Genomic DNA, 23,101 nt, shown 5'->3' with positions numbered 1-23,101 from the left:
CCAGACGTTCAAAATTAGTTCAAAAGACTGATTATTAGATATTTACTCTTGCAGAGGTATTTCACTTATCATAACAAATCCCTCGATGAGGGTTTCATCTTATAGGGACCAGGCTTTTCCTCCTGTCAATTCTTGGACATCCCCGCAAGAAATATACTCCCCGGGTACGGGAAGGTAGGCCATTACTTCCTCACCAACATATTCGGAAGTTTTATAGCCCCAAATTGCGAGACCGCGCAAGTTATTGGTAAATGCGAATCTTGAGGTTTCATCATCTATGGTAGCCTCTTTTCCTTCAGCCACGGCCTCCGTATAGGAGGTAATGGACTCGAACATTTTGGCCTCGTCTTCCTTGCTGTATTTCAATGAACTCGCCAACACCGGTTCCAAGTCTTCGGCCGTGAGGTCTTCCACTGTTGATTTACCTGAATCCTGTAGGGCTTTGTCGGTAAATTTACCCATAGCCATTCTAAGGAAATCCTGTTGGTCTTTTTCCATGACGTCCATAGCAAACTTGTCGATGAAAACATCCACTTGAAGTTCTGAAGCTGATGGGGTATCCGTCTTTGGAAGGATGACATCTACCAATTTGGTAAGTATCCCTCCTTCGGCAGGGGTAAAAAATTCAGGTGTCCATGTGGCCACCGGTTCCCCTTTACAACTTTGCATGATACTTAACAGCGTGGGTGTTGCCACGGTATAACCCATGGCAAGGCCCATATTTTTGAGTGCTTTTCTTCTATCCATTATATATTTCCTTTTTTAAGTTCTTCGGCGGCATGATTGGCGGCCCTTGCCGTAAATGCCATATAGGTCAAGGAAGGGTTGACACAACTTGCGGAGGTCATAAAGGACCCATCCGTTACATAGACATTGGGTACGGCATGTATGGCATTGTTTCCATTAAGTACCGATGTTTTTGGGTCTCTACCCATTCTTGCGGTACCCATTTCATGAATACCGAGCCCTATGGCATGGGATTCCTTATTGTCATGTCCTACAACATCCCTAAGACCTGCTTTCTCCAACATTTCTACGGCAGATTCCTGCATGTCCTTACGCATGTTGTATTCATTTTCCTTAAACTCGGCATCGAAAGTTACCGTTGGGAGTCCCCATTGGTCTTTTTTATCGTAGTCCAAGGTGAATCTGTTTTCCTCATAGGGTAAGATTTCACCAAAACCACCAATGCCAAAAGTCCATCCGCCTGGTTTGGTAATGGCTTCTTTTAAGCTTTTACCGTGTGACATTTCCGCGATCACTTCTTCCCAGTTTCCACGGCTGGCACCACCTTGGTATCCAAAACCGCGCTTGTAGTCGGTACGATCGGAATCACCTCCCAAGTTTCTGAATCTTGGAATATATACACCATTGGGTTTTCTGCCTTTATAATATTTATCATCAAAACCGTCGAATTTTCCCGATGCACCCACACCAAGATGGTGATCCATGATATTTCTACCCAGCTGGTCTGAGTCATTGCCCAGTCCGTTGGGGAATCTATCCGATTTGGATTGCATTAAAATAGAGGTAGAGGCTATGGCTGAAGCACAAAGGAAAATAACCTTCGCCTTAAATTCATAGGACTCTTTGGTTACCCTATCGATTACTTTTACACCCGTAGCTCTTTTGGTATCCGGGTCGTACATAATCTCATGAACGATGGAATCAGGTCTTAAAGTCATATTTCCTGTGGCTTCGGCAGCTGGCAGGGTAGATGATAAGCTACTGAAATAGGCACCAAAAGGACAACCCCGTATACATCTATTCCTAAATTGGCATTTTGAACGCCCATCAAAATTTTTAGTTCCCGTAATGTGCGCAACCCTTCCCGAGGTAATGACACGTCCATCAAAATTTTCGGCTACCTTTTCCCGAACATGTTGTTCTACGCAGTTCAGTTCCATCATGGGAAGGAAATCACTGTCCGGTAATTGTGGAAGATTAAGGGCTTCCCCACTCACACCAATAAAATTCTCCACTTTGGAGTACCAAGGTGCTATATCCTTATAACGAACGGGCCAGTCTACCGCAATACCTTCCCTTTGATTGGCGGTAAAGTCGATATCGCTCCAGCGATAACTCTGTCTACCCCATTGAAGGGAGCGTCCCCCAAGGTGATAACCGCGCATCCAATCAAATCGTTTGGTTTCATTGTAAGGGTGTTCCAAATCGTTTACAAACCACATATGGCTTGCTTGGCTAGTGGTGTAGCCCGTCCTGTGCTGCTTTGGTTGCTGTGCAATAATCTCTTTGGTAGCAACGCCTCCATTTGTAAAATCCCAGGGATCCATGTTTGCGGTCTCATAGTCCTCAATATGTTTCACCATCCTACCCCTCTCAAGAACCAAGGTTTTCAATCCATTTTCACAAAGCTCCTTTGCGGCCCAACCGCCGCTAATACCAGTACCAACAACAATCGCATCATACGATTCCTGTTCTTCGTTATAATAAAATTTACTCATAGAAATTGTTTATTCCCTAAATTTATTAAATATTAAATTAATTCTATACATTTAAAACTTAATCTTATTGAGAATATCTTACTACATCGTTATAGGATATATGGAATTATAATTCTCGCTCTATCGAAACTAAAAGAAAATCAATTACATAACCAAAAAATATCCACGGATTCATGAAAAGAAGAAATTTTATTAGCAAGACCACGGTAGCTGGGGTAGGAGTCACTTTCTTTGGGGCATATGCTTGCAAAGAGGCAAAGAAAGAAGAAGGGAAGACTGCGGAAGTGGAGGAGGCAACACCGGCAGCACCATTTTTTGAGCTTTCCTTGGCACAATGGTCCATTCATAGAATGATCAGGGAAAATGGGGTAGACCCCTATACCTTTGCCGAAAAGGCCAAAAACTGGGGCTTCAAAGGCTTGGAATATGTAAGTCAATTGTACAATCCTGAACTTTCCGATGCCGATTATTCGGAGGAGGCCATGGCCGCCTTCGTTGAAAAGAGCAATGCAGAAGCCCAGAAGCACGGAATGAAAAACGTGCTCATCATGATAGATGGTCAGGGCAATTTAGCCGTGAATGACGAGGCCGAACGTAATGAAACGGTGGAGAAACATAAAAAATGGGTGGATGCCGCCGCCGCTATGGGATGCCACGCCATACGCGTTAACCTCAATGGAAGTAATGTCCCAGAGGAATGGATAGAGAATTCCGTAGACGGATTGACCAAATTGGCCACATACGCAAAGGACAAAAATATAAATATTTTGGTGGAAAATCACGGGGGACTTTCTTCCAATGGAGAGCTTCACGCACAGGTAATGGAAAAAGTGAACATGGAGAACGTGGGTACCTTGCCCGATTTTGGGAACTTCTGTATGACCAGAAAACCGGATAGTTGGGAGTGCGAAGTGTCCTACGATAAATACAAGGGTGTAAAGGAACTGATGCCATACGCCAAAGCGGTAAGCGCAAAATCAAATGTTTTTGATGCCGATGGCAATGAGGAAAACATAGATTATGTCAAAATGCTACAAATGGTAAAGGATAATGGCTATACAGGTTTTGTTGGGGTAGAATATGAGGGGAACGTACTCAGTGAGGAGGAAGGCATTATCGCTACCAGGGACTTACTTATAAAGGCAGCTCAAAAAGTTGTTTAATTCTATGTTTCTCAAAAATGAAAGCATTTTTTAATGAGCTTTTTGATTACAACTATTATTGTAATAAAAGGATAATCGAACAATGCATTGCGATGCAGCGGGTTCCTGAAAACACTCAAAAGCTTTTTAGTCATATTTTGAACGCCCATCACGGATGGAATGCTAGAATCCTTGGTAGTAAGCCTGAGTTTAATTCCTGGGATGTTCACAATTATAAGGATTGGGGGGATATCCATTACGAAAACCAAAGGAATTCCTTTGAGATCGTTACCAATGCCGACAGTTTTGAGAAACGTATCGACTATGAAAATTCGGAAGTAAGATTGTTTACCAATACCTTAAAGGATATCCTGTTCCATATCATCAACCATTCTACCAATCATAGGGGACAGATTGCAGTTGATTTCAGGAACAATGGCTTGGAGCCTTTGGTCTTGGACTATGTGTTCTATAAAAGATAGGTTGCTATGAACTTGGGAGTAAGAATGCAGCTTTGTCTAATGATGTTCCTTGAATTCTTCATTTGGGGCGGCTGGTTCGTAACCTTGGGTACTTTTCTTGGAAATAATGTTAATGCGACCGATAGCGAAATTGCATTGGCGTTCTCTACACAGTCATGGGGCGCGATCATAGCTCCTTTTGTCATTGGTTTGATCGCCGATAGATTTTTTAATGCCGAAAAAATATTGGGCCTTCTGCATTTAATAGGTGCCGGCCTTCTGTTCTTAATGTATAAAACTACCTCTTTTGAGGTTTTTTACCCCTATGTATTGGGCTATATGATTTTGTATATGCCTACGCTGGCCCTTGTAAATTCCGTTTCCTTTAACCAAATGTCGAATCCGGCCAAGGAGTTCTCATTGATAAGGGTTTTTGGTACCATGGGCTGGATTATGGCAGGTGTACTGATCAGTTACTTTTTTAAATGGGATTCCACGGGCGGTATTATGCAGGGTATGCTAAAAAATACCTTTTTAATGACTTCCATAGCCTCGATTTTTCTCGGGGTTTTTAGTTTTACTTTGCCCAAAACACCCCCAAAGGCGAAGAGTAACGGTGATAAACTATCACTCAGGGAAATTTTGGGTCTGGATGCTTTGGGCCTTTTTAAGGATAGGAATTTTTTGATCTTTTTCATATCCTCTATTCTAATTTGTATTCCATTGGCATTCTATTACCAAAATGCAAATCCCTTTTTGGTCGAGGTGGGAATGGAGAGTCCCACCGGTAAAATGACCTTGGGACAACTTTCGGAAATCCTATTTCTGTTGTTATTACCTGTTTTCTTTACCCGCTTCGGATTTAAGAATACGATTATTGTGGCGATGTTGGCTTGGTTTGTTCGCTATTTACTTTTTGCCTTTGGTGATGTTGGCGAACGTGAGTTCATGTTGCTTATTGGGATTGCCTTACATGGAATCTGTTATGATTTTTTCTTCGTTTCTGGACAAATATATACGGATGGCAAAGCGGGACCCAAATATAAAAGCTCCGCCCAAGGATTGATTACCTTGGCCACCTATGGGCTTGGAATGCTGATAGGATTTTGGATTGCAGGGGTAATATCCAATAAATACTTGTTGAGTGATGGAATGCATATTTGGGATAGCATTTGGCTCTACCCGGCCGGTTTTGCCCTGGTTGTGTCTATTTTGTTCGCTCTTTTGTTTAAATCGGAAAAAATCGACTATCAATCTTAGATTTTTTACATAAATTGAAAACCTTAAAACTTAAAATACGATTACAACATGCCAAAGAAAATTAGATTAGGAATTTTAGGAGGAGGAGGAGATTCTCTTATTGGGGTATTGCATAGGGTAGCTTCCCACATCAATGACAATTATCAGATTACAGGAGCGGTTTTTAACCCGAATTATGAAGACAACGTGGCGTTCGCCAAGGAAATAGACATTCCCTTGGACAGAGTTTACAAGGATTTTGACACTTTGGTAGAAGAGGAAATGAAACTGCCTGAAGATGAGCGTATCCAGGTTTGCTCCGTATTGACCCCAAACTTCCTGCACTTTCCAATGGCAAAAAAATTATTGGACAATGGTTTTCACGTAATCTGTGAAAAGCCAATGACCACTACTTTGGAAGAGGCAAAGATACTCCTGGAGGCCCAACAAAAATCGGGAACGGTATTTGCGTTAACACATACCTATACCGGATATCCCATGGTACGCCAAATGAGGGAAATGATCAAGGCAGGGGCCTTAGGAAGAATTCATAAGGTCGATGCAAGGTACTATCAGGGATGGATCAATGCAATTATCCATGATAAGGAGAAACGAAATTCTGTTTGGCGTTTGGACCCTAAAAAAGCGGGTATCAGCTCTTGCATGGGCGATATTGGGGTACATGCCTTTAATATGGTGGAGTACACTACAGGGCTTAAGGTAAAATCCGTTTTGTGCGATTTTAACTATTTATACGATGATAACCAAATGGATGTGGATGGTACCGTCTTGATTAGAATGGGGGACCATGTAAAAGGGGTGATTCGAGGAAGCCAGGTGGCTACCGGCGAGGAAAATGGCTTGGCCATTCGCATTTATGGTGAAAAAGGCGCATTTGTATGGGAACAGGAAAATCCTAATTTCTTGTACAAGATGAGCGATACGGAACCTGTACAGGTTTACAAACCAGGTCACGCCTATAATACTGAGCTGTCCTTGGATGGCACTAAATTACCTCCAGGACACCCGGAAGGAATTTTTGATTCCATGGCAAATATCTATCTGGGTGCTGCTAGGGCCATCCGTGGTGAAAAATATAACGATGGTGAATTCCCAACGATCATCGATGGGGTACGTGGTATGGATTTCATCCTGTCTACTGTGGAATCCAACAAAAATGGAAGTACTTGGGTGAATTTAGAGGATTAATTAATAAACCCATTTAAAAAAGGACCGGCTACTCACCGGTCCTTTTTGCTTTAAAATATTCTTTCGAATTCCTGACATATCAAGATCATGCTTTCCCTTGGGACACGCCCAAAAGGTTCCAGTTCCCGTGTGTAATAATCCCAATGAACTTTTTTCCAATAGTCCAGACTTTTGTCACCTTCTCCCTCCAACTGGGCATAGGCGGCATCGATACTGAAATAGGGTTTTAACTTGACGGAAGTTAACTTTATGATACATTGGGCCTCGCCCTTCCAATTGGTCACTACTTTAAAATCCCCAATTTTTGGCAAGGGTTCGTTTCTGTACTGAAGTCCCAAAAGGGAGTCCGTAGTGGCCTTTTTTATTCCTTTTTTAACAAGATCCGCACATAAATCGGCATCTTGTTGGTTATCGCAAAAATGAATTACCTGTGGGGCTTCGTGGAAGGCATCTTCCAAGTGCTTGTCCAAGTAATCTCCCCACATGTTCCTAGCTGAGGCATTTTCCATAATCTAAAGCGAATGGTTGGTTAGCATACAAATGCTAAAGAACTGGCATAAAATTTAAAAGTGCAATTAAATCGATACATTTTATTCCTTTCCCGATTACTGTTCCGCTTATGAAAAAGTGCCCGACTTAAATTCCTTCGCCGCATGGTTTGCGGCACGGGCCGTAAAAGCCATATAGGTTAAGCTGGGATTTACACAGCTGGAGGACGACATAAAGGCACCGTCCGTTACATATACATTTGGAACAAGGTGCACCTGGTTATGCTTGTTTACAATGGAATTTTTTGGACTATGTCCCATTCGGGCACCACCCATTTCATGTATGCCCAAACCGGGACCAGTCTCTTCGTCATAGGCTTGTACATCCTTAAAACCGGCGGCCTTGAACATGGCCACAATTTGCTTTTTAATATCCTCCCTCATATTGTATTCGTTTTCCTTGAACTCAACGTCAAAGGCCAATTGTGGCAGGCCCCATTTATCCTTTTCAGTGGGGCTTAGTGTTACCCTATTATCGTCATAGGGTAGGAATTCCCCAAAGCCGGTAGCCCCTATAGTCCATTTACCTGGTTTTAGGACTTGGTCCTTGAGCTCTTTTCCATAGTTGAGTTCAGCGATGGCTTCCGTCCAATCTCCCCTGCTGGCCCTACCTTGATAACCAAAACCCCTTAGATATTCATTTTTCCCGGTACTTTCGTCCAAGTTTACAAACCTTGGAATATAAAATCCAGAAGGCTGTCTTCCTTTATAATACCTATCCAAATAACCATCCACTTTTGCGGTCGCCCCTAATTTATAATGGTGGTCCATGATGCCTCTTCCCAAAGCATCGGAATCATTGCCCAATCCGTTGGGAAAACGTTCGGATTTCGATTGAAGCAATATCCCTACGGAGGCCATGGCCGAGGCACATAAAAAGATGACCTTTGCCTTAAACTCCAGTTTTTCATGGGTTTCGGAATCTATAACCTTCACGCCGGTGGCCAACTTTGTTGTATCATCATATACGACCTCATATACAATTGAGTTAGGTCTCAATGTCATATTTCCTGTCCTTTCCGCAGCAGGTAATGTGGAGGAGTTACTGCTAAAATATCCGCCAAAGGGGCATCCCCTAGAACAGCGGTCTCTGTTTTGACAGGTATTACGTCCTTCAAATTTGGCCTCCGGATCCGTAATATGAGCCGCCCTACCTATGGTAACTAATCGTCCATCCTCAAATTTTTTTGCCGTTGCTTTTTGAAAGGCCTCCTCTACACAATTCAGTTTCATGGCAGGTTGGTAGATGCCGTCCGGCAATTGCTTGAGGCCTAAATTTTGACCACTTACCCCAATATATTTTTCCACTTTATCATACCAAGGCGCAATGTCGTTGTATCGCACCGGCCAATCCACGCCAATATTCTCTTTTTTATTGGCTTCAAAATCGATATCACTCCAGCGATAGCTCTGTCTACCCCATGTAAGAGATCTTCCACCTACCTGATAGCCCCGTATCCAATCGAACCGTTTGGTCTCTACATAGGGATGTTCCAAATCGTTTACAAAAAAATGCTTGTTATCATCCTTTGGCGCCCAATTAACCCTACTTTGCACGTGGTACTTTTTTTGATCGTCCGCGGAAAGCTCCCCTTTATAAGGAAAATCCCAAGGGTCGTCGTTCATGGTCGAATAGTCCTTAATGTGTTCCACCATGCGTCCCCTTTCCAGGACCAAGGTCTTTAGGCCATTTTCGGTAAGTTCCTTTGCTGCCCAGCCGCCGCTAATTCCTGTGCCAACCACAATAGCATCGTATGTTTCGTTTTGATTCATTCTGATATTTTTATCTTATTTTATCGGTATTTGCTATATTTATGACTTGACTATTGGCAAAAATGGAAAAAGTGAATTGATTCTCTAAATATAAGATTAATTCATTTACGTCTAGTGCCAAGATAAACAACAGGTTAACAACGAAATCTTAGGTTAAGTAAGGAAATTGGCCATTATCTACGATAATGGTCATCGAGATGGGTAAAGTGAGAATTTATTAAAAACATAGAAAAAACAGCAATCAAGGTATTGAATAATTACATCTAACCGCTTAAAAACAATTAAAGATAAGAGATGAAAACAATTAAAGGGCCAGGAGTATTTTTAGCACAGTTCGTAGATAGCGAAGCACCGTTCAATTCCTTGGATGGATTATGTAAATGGGCTGCCGATTTAGGTTACAAAGGCATTCAAATACCCACGTGGGAAAGTTTCCTTATAGATTTGGACAAGGCTGCGGAGAGTCAGACCTATTGTGACGAGCTCAAGGGCAAGATAAATTCCTATGGATTGGAAATCACGGAACTTTCCACGCACCTACAGGGACAATTAGTGGCGGTGCACCCAGCATATGATTTGATGTTCGATTCCTTTGCGCCAAAAAATGTACATAACAAGCCCAAGGCCAGAACGGAATGGGCCATTGAAACGGTAAAGAAGGCCGCTACCGCCAGTAGAAGGCTGGGCCTAACGTCCCATGCCACGTTTTCAGGCTCGCTGCTATGGCATACCATGCATCCATGGCCACAAAGGCCGGCAGGACTTGTAGAGATGGGCTTTGAAGAGTTGGCCAAAAGGTGGATGCCCATATTGAACCACTTTGACAAGGAAGGTGTGGATGTCTGTTATGAGATTCACCCAGGTGAAGACCTTCATGATGGCGACACCTTTGAACGCTTTTTGGAAGCGACGAATAATCACAAACGCGTAAATATTCTTTACGATCCGAGTCACTTCGTGCTCCAGCAATTGGATTATATTCAGTACATCGATTTTTACCATGAATTCATAAAATCCTTTCATGTAAAGGATTCCGAGTTTAACCCAACGGGAAAGAAAGGAGCCTTTGGCGGTTATAACGATTGGGGCAACCGCGCGGGAAGATACCGTTCATTAGGCGATGGCCAAATCGACTTCAAGACCATATTTTCCAAGTTGACACAGTATGGCTGTGATGTATGGGCCGTAATGGAATGGGAATGCTGCATTAAAAGTCCGGAACAGGGAGCGCGGGAAGGTGCCGTTTTCATTAAGGACCACATCATTGAGGCAACACAAAAAACATTTGACGATTTTGCCGGTGCCGAAACCGATGAACAAATGTTAAAAAACATTTTAGGACTTTAATCATAAAAACTGAACTTATGAAAAATATATTTAAAACAGCTTTTCTTGTAATGCTTGTACTAGGTTGCAAGGAGGCAAAAAAGGAGGCCGAGGAAACCAAGGAAATGGTGGAGGAAACTACAATGTCTTCAAAGGCCGACGAATGGACAACGCTATTCGATGGGGAATCCTTCAACGGTTGGCATGAATACCTAAAGGAGGATGTATCCGATAACTGGAAGATTGAGGACGGCGCTATGGTCTTTTATCCGCCGGAAGCCAGGGAAAATGGAAATCAGTTCAACTTAGTTTCACACGGTAGTTATACTGATTTTGTCCTGTCCATGGATTGGAAAATCGCCCAAAATGGGAATAGCGGCGTAATGTGGGGCGTGAAGGAAATAGATAGTCTGGGGCAACCCTATCTTACAGGCCCAGAGATCCAGGTATTGGACAATGAAGGACACCCCGATGGTAAGAACGGAACCAGCCATCAATCCGGGGCATTGTACGATATGGTATCGCCTATGAAAGATATGACAAAGCCCGTGGGCGAGTGGAATACCATGGTCATTACCATAAACCATAAAACCAATGAGGGAAGGGTTGAATTGAACGGGGAAACCGTGGTGGAATTTCCAGTGAACGACCCGGAATGGGGCGAAATGGTGGCCAATTCCAAATTTGCGGATTGGGAACATTTCGCAAAATACCCTACCGGTAAAATAGCGCTACAAGATCATGGTGATGGAGTAGCCTATAAAAACATCAAAATAAAAGAGCTTTAAAACCCAGAACAATTATTATGAAGAGAATCTATTGTGCCGGATTGTTATTTTCGCTAGTATTCACCGCCTGCCAGGAAAAGGTACAGGAAGTTGCCAAGGAATCCGCAACGGAAATAAAAGATGAAGTTATCGTACATGAGGAATACAGTGGTACCGAGCCTACCACTCCTGAGGAAACGGAGTTCTACGAACCTAAGGTTCCAGTGGTAAACCCCTCTTCCCAAAATGGTGCGCCCAGTGATGCCATAATTTTGTTTGATGGCAGCGGTTTTGACAATTGGATTTCCGCTAAGGACAGCACTGCAGCAAAATGGCATTTGAATGACGATGGTAGTATGACCGTTAACGATAAAACAGGTGACATCCAAACCAAACAAAATTTTGGGGACATTCAACTCCATATTGAATGGAAATCGCCGCTACCTGTTCAACGGGAAGGGCAAAACAGGGGTAATAGTGGTATTTTCCTAAACGGTCTGTACGAGGTTCAGGTATTGGATAATAACGATAATCCAACCTATGTAAACGGACAGGTAGCGTCCATCTACAAACAGCATGTGCCTTTGGCCATGGCTTCCGTGCCTACAGGGGAATGGAATACCTATGATATCATTTACCATGCCCCGGAGTTCAATGAAGAAGGTGGTAAAATTAAGTCTGGTACCATGACCGTTATCCATAATGGTGTTCTGGTTCAGGACCATATTGAGATCAAAGGAACTACACCTTATATTGGGTGGCCCAAGAACCCTGCCCACGGTAAAGGTCCTATAATTTTACAGGATCATGGGGACGATAGCCGCGTAAGTTATCGCAATATTTGGGTCAGGGAACTTTAGTATTTGAGCTCGGCTTTGCAACGCTCGTGAAGGGCATCTCAATACCCGTTCAAAAAAGGTATCTTTGCCCCAACTAAATTCGATTTATGATTCAATCCATGACTGGATTCGGGAAGCATGTTGTACAGCTTCCAACTAAGAAAATTACGGTAGAAATTAAATCCTTGAACAGCAAGAGTATCGATTTAAATGCTCGGATGCCGTCTGCCTATAGGGAAAAGGAGTTGGAGCTTAGAAAGCTGATCGCGAACTCCCTGCAACGTGGTAAAGTCGATTTTAACCTCTATGTGGAGATCACGGGCGATGAGGCTTCAGGCCAGGTCAACGAGAACGTTGTTAGGCAGTACATGAAGCAACTGAAGTCCATTGCTGACGGGCAAGATATTCAGTTGTTGGAAATGGCCCTAAAGTTGCCCGATGCCATGCGAACGGATAGGGACGATATTGATGATGAGGAATACCAGGCAATTTTAGGTGCCTTGGAAGGGGCCTTGGCTGAAATCAACACCTTCAGGTCTGAGGAAGGGAGTGTCCTTGAAAAGGACTTTCTGGAGCGAATAGCGGCATTACAGGGGTTGTTGGAAAAAGTCGTGGCCATGGACCCTGAAAGGCAGGCCAATGTGCGGGAGCGATTGGAAAAGGCCGTACAGGATATCAAGGTGGAGGTAGATGCGAATCGTTTTGAACAGGAACTCATCTATTACTTGGAGAAGTACGATATAACGGAGGAAAAGGTACGCTTGGCCAACCATTTGGATTATTTTGAAAAAACCTTGATGTCCAGTGACAGTAATGGTAAAAAGCTGGGTTTTATCTCCCAAGAGATAGGGCGTGAGATCAATACCATCGGTTCCAAGGCCAATTACGCCCCCATGCAACAATTGGTGGTCCAAATGAAGGACGAATTGGAAAAAATCAAGGAACAGATGCTAAACGTTTTATAATGGAAGGAGGAAAGCTCATTATTTTTTCGGCGCCGTCCGGAAGTGGAAAAACGACCATAGTACGTCATCTTTTGGGAATCCCAGAACTGAATTTGGCGTTTTCCGTATCGGCTACGTCCAGGCCCAGAAGGGGAAAGGAAAAAAATAAGGAGCACTACTATTTCATGACGGTTTCGGAGTTTAAGAACCATATCAAGAACGATGATTTTTTGGAGTGGGAGGAAGTATATCGCGACAATTTTTACGGCACCTTGAAAAGCGAGGTGGAACGGTTATGGGCCCAGGGCAAGAACGTTATTTTTGACATCGACGTGGTTGGGGGGCTTCGAATCAAAAAGAAATTTCCGGACCGTACCCTGGCCGTATTCGTAAAGCCGCCCAGTGTGGACGAGCTTAAGATACGCTTGAAAAAAAGAAGTACGGAGAGCGATGATAAAATCAATATGCGCATCGCCAAAGCATCGGTAGAATTGGCTACCGCACCTCAATTCGATAAGATCATTAAAAACTACGATTTAAAAGTGGCCCTAAAGGAAGCGGAGGAATTGGTCGCGGATTTTGTAGGGGTTAAGAATAAGGAGTAGTGCGTTCTCACAGCTTTTTTTCCTTCTTAATATGATTAGCTAGAAATGCCGATGAAAAGGATAGGACTGTATTTTGGTACTTTCAACCCGATACACATCGGTCATTTGGTCATTGCGAACCACATGGTGGAGTTTTCCGATCTTGATGAGGTTTGGTTCGTGGTAACTCCACAAAGTCCTTTTAAAATGAAGAAATCGCTTCTGGACAACCACCACAGATACCAAATGGTATTGGAGGCTACGGAGGACTATCCAAAGTTAAAACCTTCCAAAATAGAGTTTGAACTTCCCCAACCCAATTATACTATCAATACCTTGGTCCATTTATCAGAAAAATACCCGGATGGACATCAATTTTGCCTGATAATGGGGGAGGATAACCTAAAAGGTTTCCATAAGTGGAAGAACTATGATGCCATTTTGGAGGGATATGATTTATATGTATATCCAAGGATTTCGGAGGGAGAGATGGGATCCAAATTTAAGGAGCATCCCAAAATACATAGGGTAAATGCTCCAATTATGGAAATTTCTTCAACCTTCATTCGCAGGGAACACAAGAAAGGAAAGAACATCAAACCTATGTTACCGGCTGCCGTTTGGAAGTATATGGATGAGATGAATTTTTATAGATAGCAGCGGTTAATCCAAAGCGTATGCTTTTACAAGGTCGTCCGTTCCTAAATATTTATCATTCGTATTATAGTACCATGCCCTTATTTTGGGCATTTTTATGTCGTTGACGGTAATTTCTTCCGATAATAGGATGTACTCACCGTCGTTTTTGGATTCATCGTGGAAGAATTGATAGACTTCCATCTTGTAATTGGTTGGGTCAAAATAAAAGTACCAAGTATCGCTCCCTACTTCTTCGTCGTATTTTACTTTTAAAACCAGATACTCTTTTCCCTTAAATGATTTTTTGCCCACTTTGGGGTCTATAAGGGTCCCAGGATCTTTTAATTTCATGGGCAGGCCATAGAGATAGGTGTAGTAATCCTTCATTTTAAGAGCCCGCTCACACGTAATCTGAAGACTATCCCGGTACGTGTCGGCAATAACGGGACTGTTGTTCAGCAATAGTTCACATTCGCCCTTGTCTATGATATAATCAACCGTATAATTTCCTTTTCGTACGGACGATTTAAAATATTGGCCGGGTAGGTTCAATTCCAACTGTGTCCTACGCGTTTCCGCATCTGGGGTTGACATGAGAATGGCCATTTTTCCCTTAAAACTTTTCCAATTTCCATTGGGATCGTGGTAGGCAATGGCCTTTTCCAACAATTTGGGTCCGGTCAGTTCTTCTTGGGCACTGCTTTGAAGAATGTTAAAGAAAAGTACTGGAAGAAACCACTTTAGAATTTGAATACTTTTCATAGGTCTCTATTAAGTTCATAATGGCGGTCAATAAATCCTTGGTCTCCAGCAAAAGGCTAAAGTAGAGGGCGGTGTTTTTAGGGCTGGATTCGTCCGATCGGGTGCGTTCTACCTGCTTGGCAATTTTAGCATCGAGTTTGTTGAGCAGCTCCTGTTTATTCATGAGAAGCGGTGTCAATTTTTCAAACCTTTTGTTCTCAAAAATATCCTGAATGCTTTTGAATAGGTCTTCCACGTACGACTCGGTTTCCTTTAGGTCCTTTATTTGGTTAAACCGAAGTCTTTTATGGTTGTTATGGACATGCTTGTATCCCGCTTTGGAAATATACTCCAAGGATTGTGTCATATCCTGTAAATAACTCAGAGCGGTGATGTAAAAGTTACTTGTTCCCACACTGGATTCGTCCAAATTCTTGATAAAATAGAAAATGTTATTTCGTAGGTCCTCAACCTCCTTGTCCAGTTTATTGATGCCTTTTTTTCCTTTTTTAAGGGTGTCTATGTCGTGTTTTGCCAGTCCGTCGATACTTTGGGTATAGATTTTATTGCCCCTTTTCATCGAAAGGGCAATGTTTGAGGAACTTTCCTCTATCAATCCAATAATCGTATTGCTTTCTGCACGCTGTAGTTTTTCCTCCAATTTGGTTTCCTTTATTTTTTTGGAATGGGAGAGGTAGTTTTTACCTATGAGCAGGAAAGCCAAAATCAATAGGGCACCAATGGCAATAAGGCCACCAAGGTGTATTATGTAAGCAATTATGGCCGCGGCCGTAAAGGCGCTAAACGCGGTAAAGAACCATCCGCCAATAACATTGAGCACACCTGCGACCCTGTAGACGGCGCTCTCCGGCCCCCAAGCCCTGTCGGCCAAGGAAGACCCCATAGCCACCATGAAAGTCACATAGGTGGTGGACAAGGGCAATTTCATGGAGGTTGCCAAGGAAATCAAAACACTGGCCACCATTAAGTTGACCGAAGCCCGTACCAAATCAAAAGCAGGTTGGTCCTTTACCTTGCTCTTTGGAATGTATACGTACGGTTTTTGGAATTGCTTGTCGATTCTTTCCTGGATACTTTTCGGTATAATTCCACTTAGATTTTCGGAAGCGACAATGGTGTATTTTACGATATTCCTGGAAAGGAAATTGGGTTCAAATCGTTCGTCTCCTTCATCCTGTCTGGATAGGTCAACACTGGTTTTTACCACACTTTTGGCTTTGGATGAAAACCAAAGGGTAATAATCATGACAACCCCTGACAAAAGCAATAGGTAGGTTGGGGTCTGTACGGCCGCAGAAAGTCCTTTCATGTTGAACTCGGTAGGAAGGATTCCGGAGCTTTTCCAGCTAGTGAACGATTCCAATGCCGCCAAGGGCACCCCAATAAAATTGACCAAATCATTACCGGCAAAGGCCATTGCCAATGCAAAGGTGCCCAAAATGATAATGATTGTGTAAATGTTCCATTTCAAAAAGGCGGAAACCATATAGGAAACCAAGGTCCAAAACGCAATATTGATTGCAATAAATAAAGACGCTTGGGTATCGATGAACTGGTTTATAGCCTCAGGAAGGATGGAAGTTCCACTAAGACCTTTGACCAGAATAAAATAAATGATTCCCGTAATAGCCAAACCACCAAATATAGCCCCATACCATTTGGGTTTTTCATGGAATTTAAAGGAAATAAGGATACGGCTGAAAAACTGAACGATAGCGCCAATGGTAAAAGCCACAACAACGGATAGCAGTATGCCCAAGATGATTTCCGTGGCCTTATCTGTATTTATGTAATTGGCCAAATCTGAAAAACTTCCTTCATCGGCATATATTTTTACCAAGGAGATGGCAACGGCGGCACCCAACAATTCAAATACAATGGAAACCGTAGTGGACGTGGGCATGCCCAAGGTATTGAAGAAATCCAAAAGCAGGATGTCCGTAATCATTACAGCCATGAAAACGATCATTATTTCCGAAAATACGAACTCGCCGGGATTAAAAATGCCTTTTCTGGCGACTTCCATCATACCGCTCGAGGAAATGGCGCCAAAAGCTATCCCTACACTGGCTACGATCATGATCGTCCTGAACGAAATGGCCTTACTCCCGATGGCCGAATTCAAAAAGTTGACCGCATCATTACTTACTCCAACCACCAGATCCGTGATGGCCAAAACGGCCAAAGCAATGATCATGAAGAGGTATATGTTTTCTCCCATCTAAAAATTAAATAAATGCAAAAATGATATTATAAATCGTCAATAAGGTTAAAATAAGGTTATGAAGCAGGTGGGAATCAAACCGTAAATGCCCGTCTTTTTGTTATTGAAGATGAAAATAGGAAATAAATCCGTAATAGTCGGAAAATTGACCAAATAGTATTTTGAAGTCCTTCGGTATCAATAATTGGGTTCGATAGACTGGTCCGATGTCATTTTTTCGGATGTTTCGGCCATTACAGGTATGGTCAATGTCTTGGCTTTTAGCGACTCCTGAATTACCAGTTGCTCGTCTTCTTTTATTTTAATGGGAACTTCCAAGGGTTCATACCCTAAAAAGTTGATTTCCATTATGTATTCGCCAGGGGCCACATCTGTAATCTCGAAATTTCCATTGAAATTTGTCTGGTCAGACCAATCGGTATTTTTCAAGGAGACCGATGCCATAAGCAAGGGCTCGTTGAACATTTCGCTGTCCAGAATTTTTCCGCGAACGGATCCGGTCACCTGTGCATACATTAGGGTCGTGAAAAGTCCGGCAATCGCAAAAAATAATACTCTCATTTATCAATAGTTTATTTGCCTGCAAATAAAAACATGCAAGGTTAACTTAAGGTTATGTGCTGGTTATCTATTTATTTTCTTTAGGTTAAGGAAATGGTTGATTTCCGTCCCGTTTTAGTCTCTTTTCATCGCTCTACATCACAAAAAATGTATCTTGCGAGGATTAAACAAGCATCATGAATTGGGAGCAATTACTGTCCTTGCGTAGAAAGGGCGATGTAAATAAACGAATCAGGAACGAACAGAACGAGACCCGATTGGGCTTTGATGTAGATTATGACCGAATCATTTTCTCCGCAGCTTTTAGAAGCTTGCAGGACAAAACCCAGGTGATTCCGTTGTCCAAAACCGACTTTGTACATACCCGATTGACGCATAGCTTGGAAGTTTCCGTTGTGGGCAGGAGCCTTGGTAGGTTGGCCGGTCAAAAAATTTTGGAGAAACACCCGCACTTAAGCGAAATCCATGGCTATAAGTTCAACGATTTTGGGGCGATTGTCGCCGCGGCCGCTTTGGCTCATGATATAGGAAACCCTCCTTTTGGACATAGCGGGGAAAAGGCCATTGGCGAGTATTTCAAGAACGGTAATGGGCGTATTTTCAAGGAGCACCTACGTCCAAAGGAATACCAGGACATTATAGATTTTGAAGGGAATGCCAATGGCTTTAAATTATTGACACAGGATAGGGAAGGTGTTTCTGGCGGCCTTCGTTTGAGCTACGCGACCTTAGGGGCCTTTATGAAATATCCTAAGGAATCCTTGCCCAAAAAACCTACAAAACATATTTCCGATAAAAAGTTTGGTTTTTTTCAGTCGGAAAAGGAAGCCTTTATGGACGTTGCCCAAGATTTGGGACTGATCCAGACTAGAAATGGATCGGATGTTTCTTTTGCCAGACATCCCTTGACGTATTTGGTGGAAGCGGCGGACGACATTTGTTATACGATCATCGATTTTGAGGACGGTATCAATTTGGGATTGATTTCGGAGGATTTTGCCTTGGAATACCTTATAAAATTGGTCAAGGACTCCATAAATACCAAAAAGTATAATACCCTTGAGTATAAGGAAGACCGCATCAGTTACTTAAGGGCCTTGGCCATAAACACGCTCATTCAGGATGCGGTATCCATTTATATGGACAACGAAGAGAATATACTCAATGGTACTATGGATACCTCCCTCATGGATAAAAGTAAATACGATGCCCAGATACGGGACATCATAAGCCTGAGCGTGGAGAAGGTCTACAAGGACCAGGAGGTCATTGAAAAAGAGATTGCCGGATATAAGATTATTGCCGATATCCTAGAGGTATATACCGATGCCCTGGTTAAAAAAAGGGACCTTACGGCATCCAATTACCATCACTTGTTGCTGGAGACCTTGCCGGAATTTTACAGAAAGACGGACCTTTCCCTTTATGAAATACTGCTGAATACCTGTTGCTATGTTGCTAGTCTATCGGACAGTTCTGCCGTGCATATCCATAACAAAATAACGGGAAAACAGCTTTAGAAGTCAACGGCCACTCCCACACCCAGCACTTGTTTGAACTGTATTTTGGGTATGCCGGGATCCACAACAATGCCTGCATCGTTTTGGATTTCGTCAAACAGGATGTCATCGTCATAGATGATATGTGTGCCCAAGGTGGTAAGAATGTATTTGTTCACCCTCATTTTTATGTTCAGTTCCCAATCCACGTCCACATTGCCAAAACTCTTGAGGTAATCGGTATAGAGGTTTAACCGACTATTGGCGTCGATGTTTGTGGCAATATTGAAGTCCCATTTGTGCGTAATCAGAATTCCAAGCTCCAACCGGTGGTTTTCCCCGGGTGTAATTACATTGCCATTTGCATCCAAAATGGCCTTTTCCACACCAAAGGAACCTCTGTCTGCCAAATCCTGATCAAGGACAAAAGTGGATTTTTGGGTGATGGGCGACATGTAAAGATTGAACTTCTGGTTTTTGCTGATATAGGAAGTACCGGCACCAAAAAATAAATATCCGGGAGCCATAAACCGTGATATGGGATTATCCCTATCAGGATATTTGTAACCGTTCGAAAATTGGGTATTGAAGTTAAGCTGCACGGAATAATACCAATTGCTGATAGTATCCCTCCTGTAGCCAACGTTTGAGCTTAGTCGGATCACATCCTCGGTCTTTCTTATTTGACGTCCTTCCTGGGCGTTGAGGCCATACCGAAGTTCAACGATATTGTCCCACTTAAAATACCGGAACTTATAGTCCCGTACGAGCTTTAAAAAACTCAGCCCACTAATGGCATTGTCACCACCCGCATTCCAATTGACAAAAGCCACCTCGCTCAAGTTGATGCCCAACAGGTTTTCCTTCGTCCAAAAAGATGGTACGCGAAAAGGGTCGTACTTGTCCTTTAATGCCTTTGTGCGTTTAAAGGAGATAACCGGGTTCATCAAATTCACCCCCCTAGGTACATGTCTTATTTTCTCCTGTGTCTTGCGGATGACAATAGTGTCTACCACCGTGGTATCGATTACAACGGTATCTGCAATTATGGGCGATGGTATCGTATCCTGGGAATAGGAGGTAACAGAAATGAAAAATACTAGATAGTATAATACTTTGGATTTATGGAAAAAAACATCTTTCATAAAAGTCTCTCAATATAGGTTCGTATTGATTGAATATCGATTTGTGCCAATTGGTATAATTCTTCTTGGGTGCCGTGGGGTATGAATACATCGGGGATTCCAAAGACTTTGATTTCTTTTGGACTGCCCAAATCGTTCGCCACTTCAAGGATACCACTTCCAAAACCACCTATGGCCGATCCATCCTCTACCGTTATGATATGCATATAATTTTTTAGTATTTGATGGATACGTTTCGTGTCCAAAGGTTTGATAAACGGAAAGTGGTAATGACCTACGCTTTGGTCGTTCGTGATTTCTTTTAGCACCTGTATAATGCTGTTGCCTATAGTGCCCGTACTGAGGATGGCAATGTTCGTGCCTTTTTTCAATTCAAGGGCCGTACCGATTTCCATTTCTTCAAAGGGCCGCTCCCAATCCAAAAGTACGCCTCTCCCACGCGGATACCGAATGGCAATAGGGTTTTCCAATCCCAATTGGGCCGTATACATGATGTTGCGCAGCTCCACTTCGTTCAAGGGGGCGCATAGGACCATGTTGGGAATACATCGCAAATAGGCAATATCAAAGGCCCCGTGGTGGGTAGGACCATCCTGGCCTACTAAACCTGCCCTGTCCAAACAGAAAACGACCGGTATATTTTGTAGGGCCACATCGTGGATGATCTGATCATAGGCGCGTTGTAGGAACGTGGAATATACATTGCAAAAGGGGATGAGTCCCGTTGCCGCCATTCCCGCTGCCATGGTAACGGCGTGTTGTTCCGCAATACCTACATCAAAGGCCCGATCCGGGATGGCTTCCATCATATATTTTAACGAACTTCCCGTGGGCATGGCCGGAGTGATTCCCACGATCCTTTCGTTGGCGTTGGCAAGTGCAACCAAGGTATGCCCAAACACATCCTGATATTTTAAAGGCTCCGGTCTATCACTCTTTTTGAGCAGTTCCCCCGTCTTTTTATCGAACTTGCCAGGGGCATGATAGGTTACCTGATTTTCTTCGGCTTTTTGCAGTCCCCTTCCTTTTGTTGTGATAACGTGGAGCAATTTAGGGCCAGGAAGGCTTTTTAAGCGCTCCAGTTCCTGTATCAATGCGTTTAGGTCATGTCCGTCCATAGGACCCGAATAATTGAAATTGAGACATTCAAAAATGTTCTCGTCCTTAGCGGTTCCCTTTTTTACATTGGTCAGGTATTTTTTTAATGCACCTACGCTGGGGTCTATGCCTATGGCGTTGTCATTGAGGACAATAAGGATATTGGTGTCCGTAACCCCGGCATGGTTCAGCCCTTCAAAGGCCATACCACTGGCAATGGAAGCATCACCAATTACGGCAATGTGCTGTCTCTGATGTTCTTCCTTTAATTTGGATGCCAAGGCCATTCCCAATATGGCTGATATGGAAGTGGAGCTATGTCCCGTTCCAAAGGCATCATATTCACTTTCGCCCATTTTTGGAAAACCACTAATGCCGTTGAGTTGTCTGTTGGTCCCGAATATCTCTTTTCTGCCCGTAAGGATTTTATGTCCGTATGCCTGATGTCCCACGTCCCAGATCAATTTATCCGTTGGGGTATTGAAAACATAATGCAGTGCCACGGTGAGTTCCACCACGCCCAAACTGGCGCCCAGATGCCCTTCCTTGGTCGCCACGATGTCGATAATGAATTCCCTAAGTTCCCGGACCACTTGGGCCAATTGGTCCTTGGACAGCTTTTTAAGGTCCTTTGGGGCGTTGATATGTGCTAAGAGTGTGTCCAATTGGGATTTAATTCGTGGCAAAAATACTTCTTTTAAACGCCAAAACAATTGTTTTTAAATAGTAGTGGCCCTGTATATCTTATTGTATTTTTGAAATATGATCGCACCTTTTGATGATTCCTATTTCATGAAAAAGGCCTTGCAGGAGGCCGAGCATGCCTTTGAACAGAACGAGATTCCCGTGGGAGCCGTTGTCGTGATCCAGGACCGGATCATTGCCCGAGCCCATAACCTTACGGAAAAACTGCACGATGTTACGGCCCATGCGGAAATGCAGGCCATAACCGCCGCTGCCAATTTTCTGGGGGGAAAGTACCTTAGGGATTGTACCCTGTACGTTACCTTGGAACCTTGCCAAATGTGCGGTGGCGCACTTTTTTGGAGCCAAATCTCAAAAATTGTTTATGCGGCATCGGACCCAAAACGGGGATTTAGGGCCATGGGTACGCATTTACACCCAAAAACAGAGGTGGTAGGAGGTATTTTGGAGTACGAGGCATCTGAACTTTTACATCGGTTTTTCGAAAAAAAAAGGAGGTAGTCCATAAGTATGTATAAAAAAACCACGCAATGCGTGGTTACAGTTCCTGCAAAATGTAATACTTATGATTAGAGAACGGTCACCTGTCCCGCTACTATGCCTTTTCTGCCTTCTTGTTCAACGTATTCTACTTTGTCTCCTTCCCTGATCTCTTTTCCGTTAAGAGCGGTCGCGTGGACAAAAATGTCCTTTCCCGTGTCGTCGTTGGTAATGAACCCATAACCTTTGGATTCATTGAAAAATTTTACTTTGCCAGTCATTACAATAAAAATTAGGTAATTAATATCCTAAAAATAGCAAATTTTAGGTCACATAGGAGATAATTAGTCTTTTTTATCCTTTGGAAATATTTGATTTTCAGTGTTTTTTGCCGATTTCCCCTGCATTTTCCGAATGTTTTCCTCGGTCAGCATATAGTCGTTCATTTTTTTGCCCCTACTTTCCTTGATCAAGAACAGCGGCATGGCCACCAAAAAAAGCCCTACCGTGCCACCGCCAATAAACTTGTGCGCCGTTGCCTCTTGCGAATCCTCCAGATTAAATCCGTAAACGATACATCCAAAGGAAGCCAATACGATAAGTAAAATCAGGTACCTCATGGCACAAAGTTAGGAAATATGGAATGGAATCCATCGGGTTTACCAAAACACAGGTTTGCAGCAAATCGGTC

Annotated in this window: 23 protein-coding genes; 12 read left to right on the top strand and 11 right to left on the bottom strand. The window is 43.0% G+C overall.

All coding sequences use genetic code 11. From position 1 onward, the window contains the following. Positions 1-99: 99 nt before the first annotated feature. Both PP181_RS01780 and PP181_RS01775 read right to left on the bottom strand, forming a co-directional pair. Positions 100-747 (bottom strand): gluconate 2-dehydrogenase subunit 3 family protein, encoded by a 648-nt coding sequence (locus tag PP181_RS01780; RefSeq protein ID WP_272635752.1) that lies wholly within the window; start codon positions 745-747, stop codon positions 100-102. Next, positions 747-2,465 (bottom strand): GMC oxidoreductase, encoded by a 1,719-nt coding sequence (locus tag PP181_RS01775; RefSeq protein ID WP_272635751.1) that lies wholly within the window; start codon positions 2,463-2,465, stop codon positions 747-749. The genes PP181_RS01780 and PP181_RS01775 overlap by 1 nt, the downstream gene beginning before the upstream one ends. Before the next feature lie 173 nt (positions 2,466-2,638). On the opposite strand from PP181_RS01775, the gene PP181_RS01770 reads away from it, so the two are divergent. Genes PP181_RS01770 through PP181_RS01755 form a run of 4 tightly spaced genes read left to right on the top strand, consistent with a single transcriptional unit; the run spans position 2,639 to position 6,516 of the window. After that, positions 2,639-3,628, top strand: coding sequence for a sugar phosphate isomerase/epimerase family protein (locus PP181_RS01770; protein ID WP_272635750.1), 990 nt, complete (start codon positions 2,639-2,641; stop codon positions 3,626-3,628). A 17-nt stretch (positions 3,629-3,645) separates the two neighbouring features. Continuing rightward, the gene (locus PP181_RS01765) at positions 3,646-4,089 is read left to right on the top strand and encodes a DinB family protein (protein ID WP_154917566.1); all 444 of its coding nucleotides are present in this window, start codon (positions 3,646-3,648) and stop codon (positions 4,087-4,089) included. 6 nt (positions 4,090-4,095) lie between these two features. After that, a complete protein-coding gene (locus PP181_RS01760; protein ID WP_272635749.1) occupies positions 4,096-5,328 on the top strand; it encodes a nucleoside permease in 1,233 nt (410 codons plus the stop codon). Between the two features lie 48 nt (positions 5,329-5,376). Then, on the top strand, positions 5,377-6,516 hold the full coding sequence (locus tag PP181_RS01755; protein WP_138256463.1) for a Gfo/Idh/MocA family protein: 1,140 nt from the start codon (positions 5,377-5,379) through the stop codon (positions 6,514-6,516). A gap of 50 nt (positions 6,517-6,566) precedes the next feature. Here PP181_RS01755 and PP181_RS01750 read toward each other — a convergent pair whose 3' ends face one another. Together PP181_RS01750 and PP181_RS01745 are read right to left on the bottom strand one after the other, a co-directional pair. After that, complete coding sequence (locus tag PP181_RS01750) at positions 6,567-7,025, bottom strand: ASCH domain-containing protein (RefSeq protein ID WP_138256462.1); 459 nt, start codon at positions 7,023-7,025, stop codon at positions 6,567-6,569. 108 nt (positions 7,026-7,133) lie between these two features. Continuing rightward, the gene (locus PP181_RS01745; RefSeq protein WP_272635748.1) at positions 7,134-8,837 is read right to left on the bottom strand and encodes a GMC oxidoreductase; all 1,704 of its coding nucleotides are present in this window, start codon (positions 8,835-8,837) and stop codon (positions 7,134-7,136) included. A gap of 294 nt (positions 8,838-9,131) precedes the next feature. Here PP181_RS01745 and PP181_RS01740 point away from each other — a divergent pair, with 294 nt between their 5' ends. The 6 genes from PP181_RS01740 to nadD all read left to right on the top strand — a co-directional run bounded on the left by PP181_RS01740 (position 9,132) and on the right by nadD (position 13,954). Next, positions 9,132-10,184 (top strand): sugar phosphate isomerase/epimerase family protein, encoded by a 1,053-nt coding sequence (locus PP181_RS01740; RefSeq protein ID WP_272635747.1) that lies wholly within the window; start codon positions 9,132-9,134, stop codon positions 10,182-10,184. A 17-nt stretch (positions 10,185-10,201) separates the two neighbouring features. Further along, on the top strand, positions 10,202-10,951 hold the full coding sequence (locus tag PP181_RS01735) for a 3-keto-disaccharide hydrolase (RefSeq protein WP_272635745.1): 750 nt from the start codon (positions 10,202-10,204) through the stop codon (positions 10,949-10,951). 17 nt (positions 10,952-10,968) lie between these two features. Next, positions 10,969-11,790 (top strand): 3-keto-disaccharide hydrolase, encoded by an 822-nt coding sequence (locus tag PP181_RS01730; protein ID WP_272635744.1) that lies wholly within the window; start codon positions 10,969-10,971, stop codon positions 11,788-11,790. Positions 11,791-11,876: 86 nt separating this feature from the next. Continuing rightward, complete coding sequence (locus PP181_RS01725) at positions 11,877-12,734, top strand: YicC/YloC family endoribonuclease (RefSeq protein ID WP_272635743.1); 858 nt, start codon at positions 11,877-11,879, stop codon at positions 12,732-12,734. Continuing rightward, positions 12,734-13,318 carry a guanylate kinase gene (gene gmk / locus PP181_RS01720; RefSeq protein ID WP_138256456.1) on the top strand — a complete coding sequence of 195 codons (585 nt, stop codon included), beginning with the start codon at positions 12,734-12,736 and terminating at the stop codon, positions 13,316-13,318. Before PP181_RS01725 ends, gmk begins: the two co-directional genes overlap by 1 nt. A gap of 51 nt (positions 13,319-13,369) precedes the next feature. Then, positions 13,370-13,954, top strand: a complete 585-nt coding sequence (nadD, locus tag PP181_RS01715; RefSeq protein WP_154917557.1) for a nicotinate (nicotinamide) nucleotide adenylyltransferase — start codon at positions 13,370-13,372, stop codon at positions 13,952-13,954. 6 nt (positions 13,955-13,960) lie between these two features. Here nadD and PP181_RS01710 read toward each other — a convergent pair whose 3' ends face one another. The 3 genes from PP181_RS01710 to PP181_RS01700 form a co-directional block, all read right to left on the bottom strand. Continuing rightward, the gene (locus PP181_RS01710; RefSeq protein WP_246160813.1) at positions 13,961-14,698 is read right to left on the bottom strand and encodes a DUF6503 family protein; all 738 of its coding nucleotides are present in this window, start codon (positions 14,696-14,698) and stop codon (positions 13,961-13,963) included. Continuing rightward, on the bottom strand, positions 14,649-16,919 hold the full coding sequence (locus PP181_RS01705) for an inorganic phosphate transporter (protein WP_272635742.1): 2,271 nt from the start codon (positions 16,917-16,919) through the stop codon (positions 14,649-14,651). The genes PP181_RS01710 and PP181_RS01705 overlap by 50 nt, the downstream gene beginning before the upstream one ends. Positions 16,920-17,099: 180 nt before the next feature. Then, positions 17,100-17,483: a carboxypeptidase-like regulatory domain-containing protein gene (locus PP181_RS01700; RefSeq protein ID WP_272635741.1), complete on the bottom strand. Its 384-nt coding sequence runs from the start codon at positions 17,481-17,483 to the stop codon at positions 17,100-17,102. Between the two features lie 176 nt (positions 17,484-17,659). On the opposite strand from PP181_RS01700, the gene dgt reads away from it, so the two are divergent. Further along, a complete protein-coding gene (gene dgt, locus PP181_RS01695; protein ID WP_272635740.1) occupies positions 17,660-19,003 on the top strand; it encodes a dGTP triphosphohydrolase in 1,344 nt (447 codons plus the stop codon). On the opposite strand, the gene PP181_RS01690 is transcribed toward dgt, so the two are convergent. Both PP181_RS01690 and PP181_RS01685 read right to left on the bottom strand, forming a co-directional pair. Then, entirely contained in the window at positions 19,000-20,127 is a 1,128-nt protein-coding gene (locus tag PP181_RS01690; RefSeq protein WP_272635739.1) for a DUF3078 domain-containing protein, read from the bottom strand. The two genes, dgt and PP181_RS01690, sit on opposite strands and share 4 nt — an antisense overlap. Further along, complete coding sequence (locus PP181_RS01685; protein WP_272635738.1) at positions 20,124-21,911, bottom strand: 1-deoxy-D-xylulose-5-phosphate synthase; 1,788 nt, start codon at positions 21,909-21,911, stop codon at positions 20,124-20,126. Before PP181_RS01685 ends, PP181_RS01690 begins: the two co-directional genes overlap by 4 nt. A 76-nt stretch (positions 21,912-21,987) precedes the next feature. Between PP181_RS01685 and PP181_RS01680 the strand changes: the two genes are divergently transcribed. After that, positions 21,988-22,431 (top strand): nucleoside deaminase, encoded by a 444-nt coding sequence (locus PP181_RS01680; protein WP_272635737.1) that lies wholly within the window; start codon positions 21,988-21,990, stop codon positions 22,429-22,431. Positions 22,432-22,499: 68 nt separating this feature from the next. Here the strand turns inward: PP181_RS01680 and PP181_RS01675 are convergent, their stop codons facing one another. Both PP181_RS01675 and PP181_RS01670 read right to left on the bottom strand, forming a co-directional pair. Beyond that, positions 22,500-22,691 carry a cold-shock protein gene (locus tag PP181_RS01675; protein WP_138256449.1) on the bottom strand — a complete coding sequence of 64 codons (192 nt, stop codon included), beginning with the start codon at positions 22,689-22,691 and terminating at the stop codon, positions 22,500-22,502. Between the two features lie 63 nt (positions 22,692-22,754). Further along, a complete protein-coding gene (locus PP181_RS01670; protein ID WP_154917551.1) occupies positions 22,755-23,030 on the bottom strand; it encodes a hypothetical protein in 276 nt (91 codons plus the stop codon). Positions 23,031-23,101 lie beyond the last annotated feature (71 nt).

The organism is Maribacter sp. PR66, from assembly GCF_028464205.1.
GTDB lineage: Bacteria > Bacteroidota > Bacteroidia > Flavobacteriales > Flavobacteriaceae > Maribacter > Maribacter flavus.
This window is presented reverse-complemented; position numbering and strand designations above follow the sequence as displayed.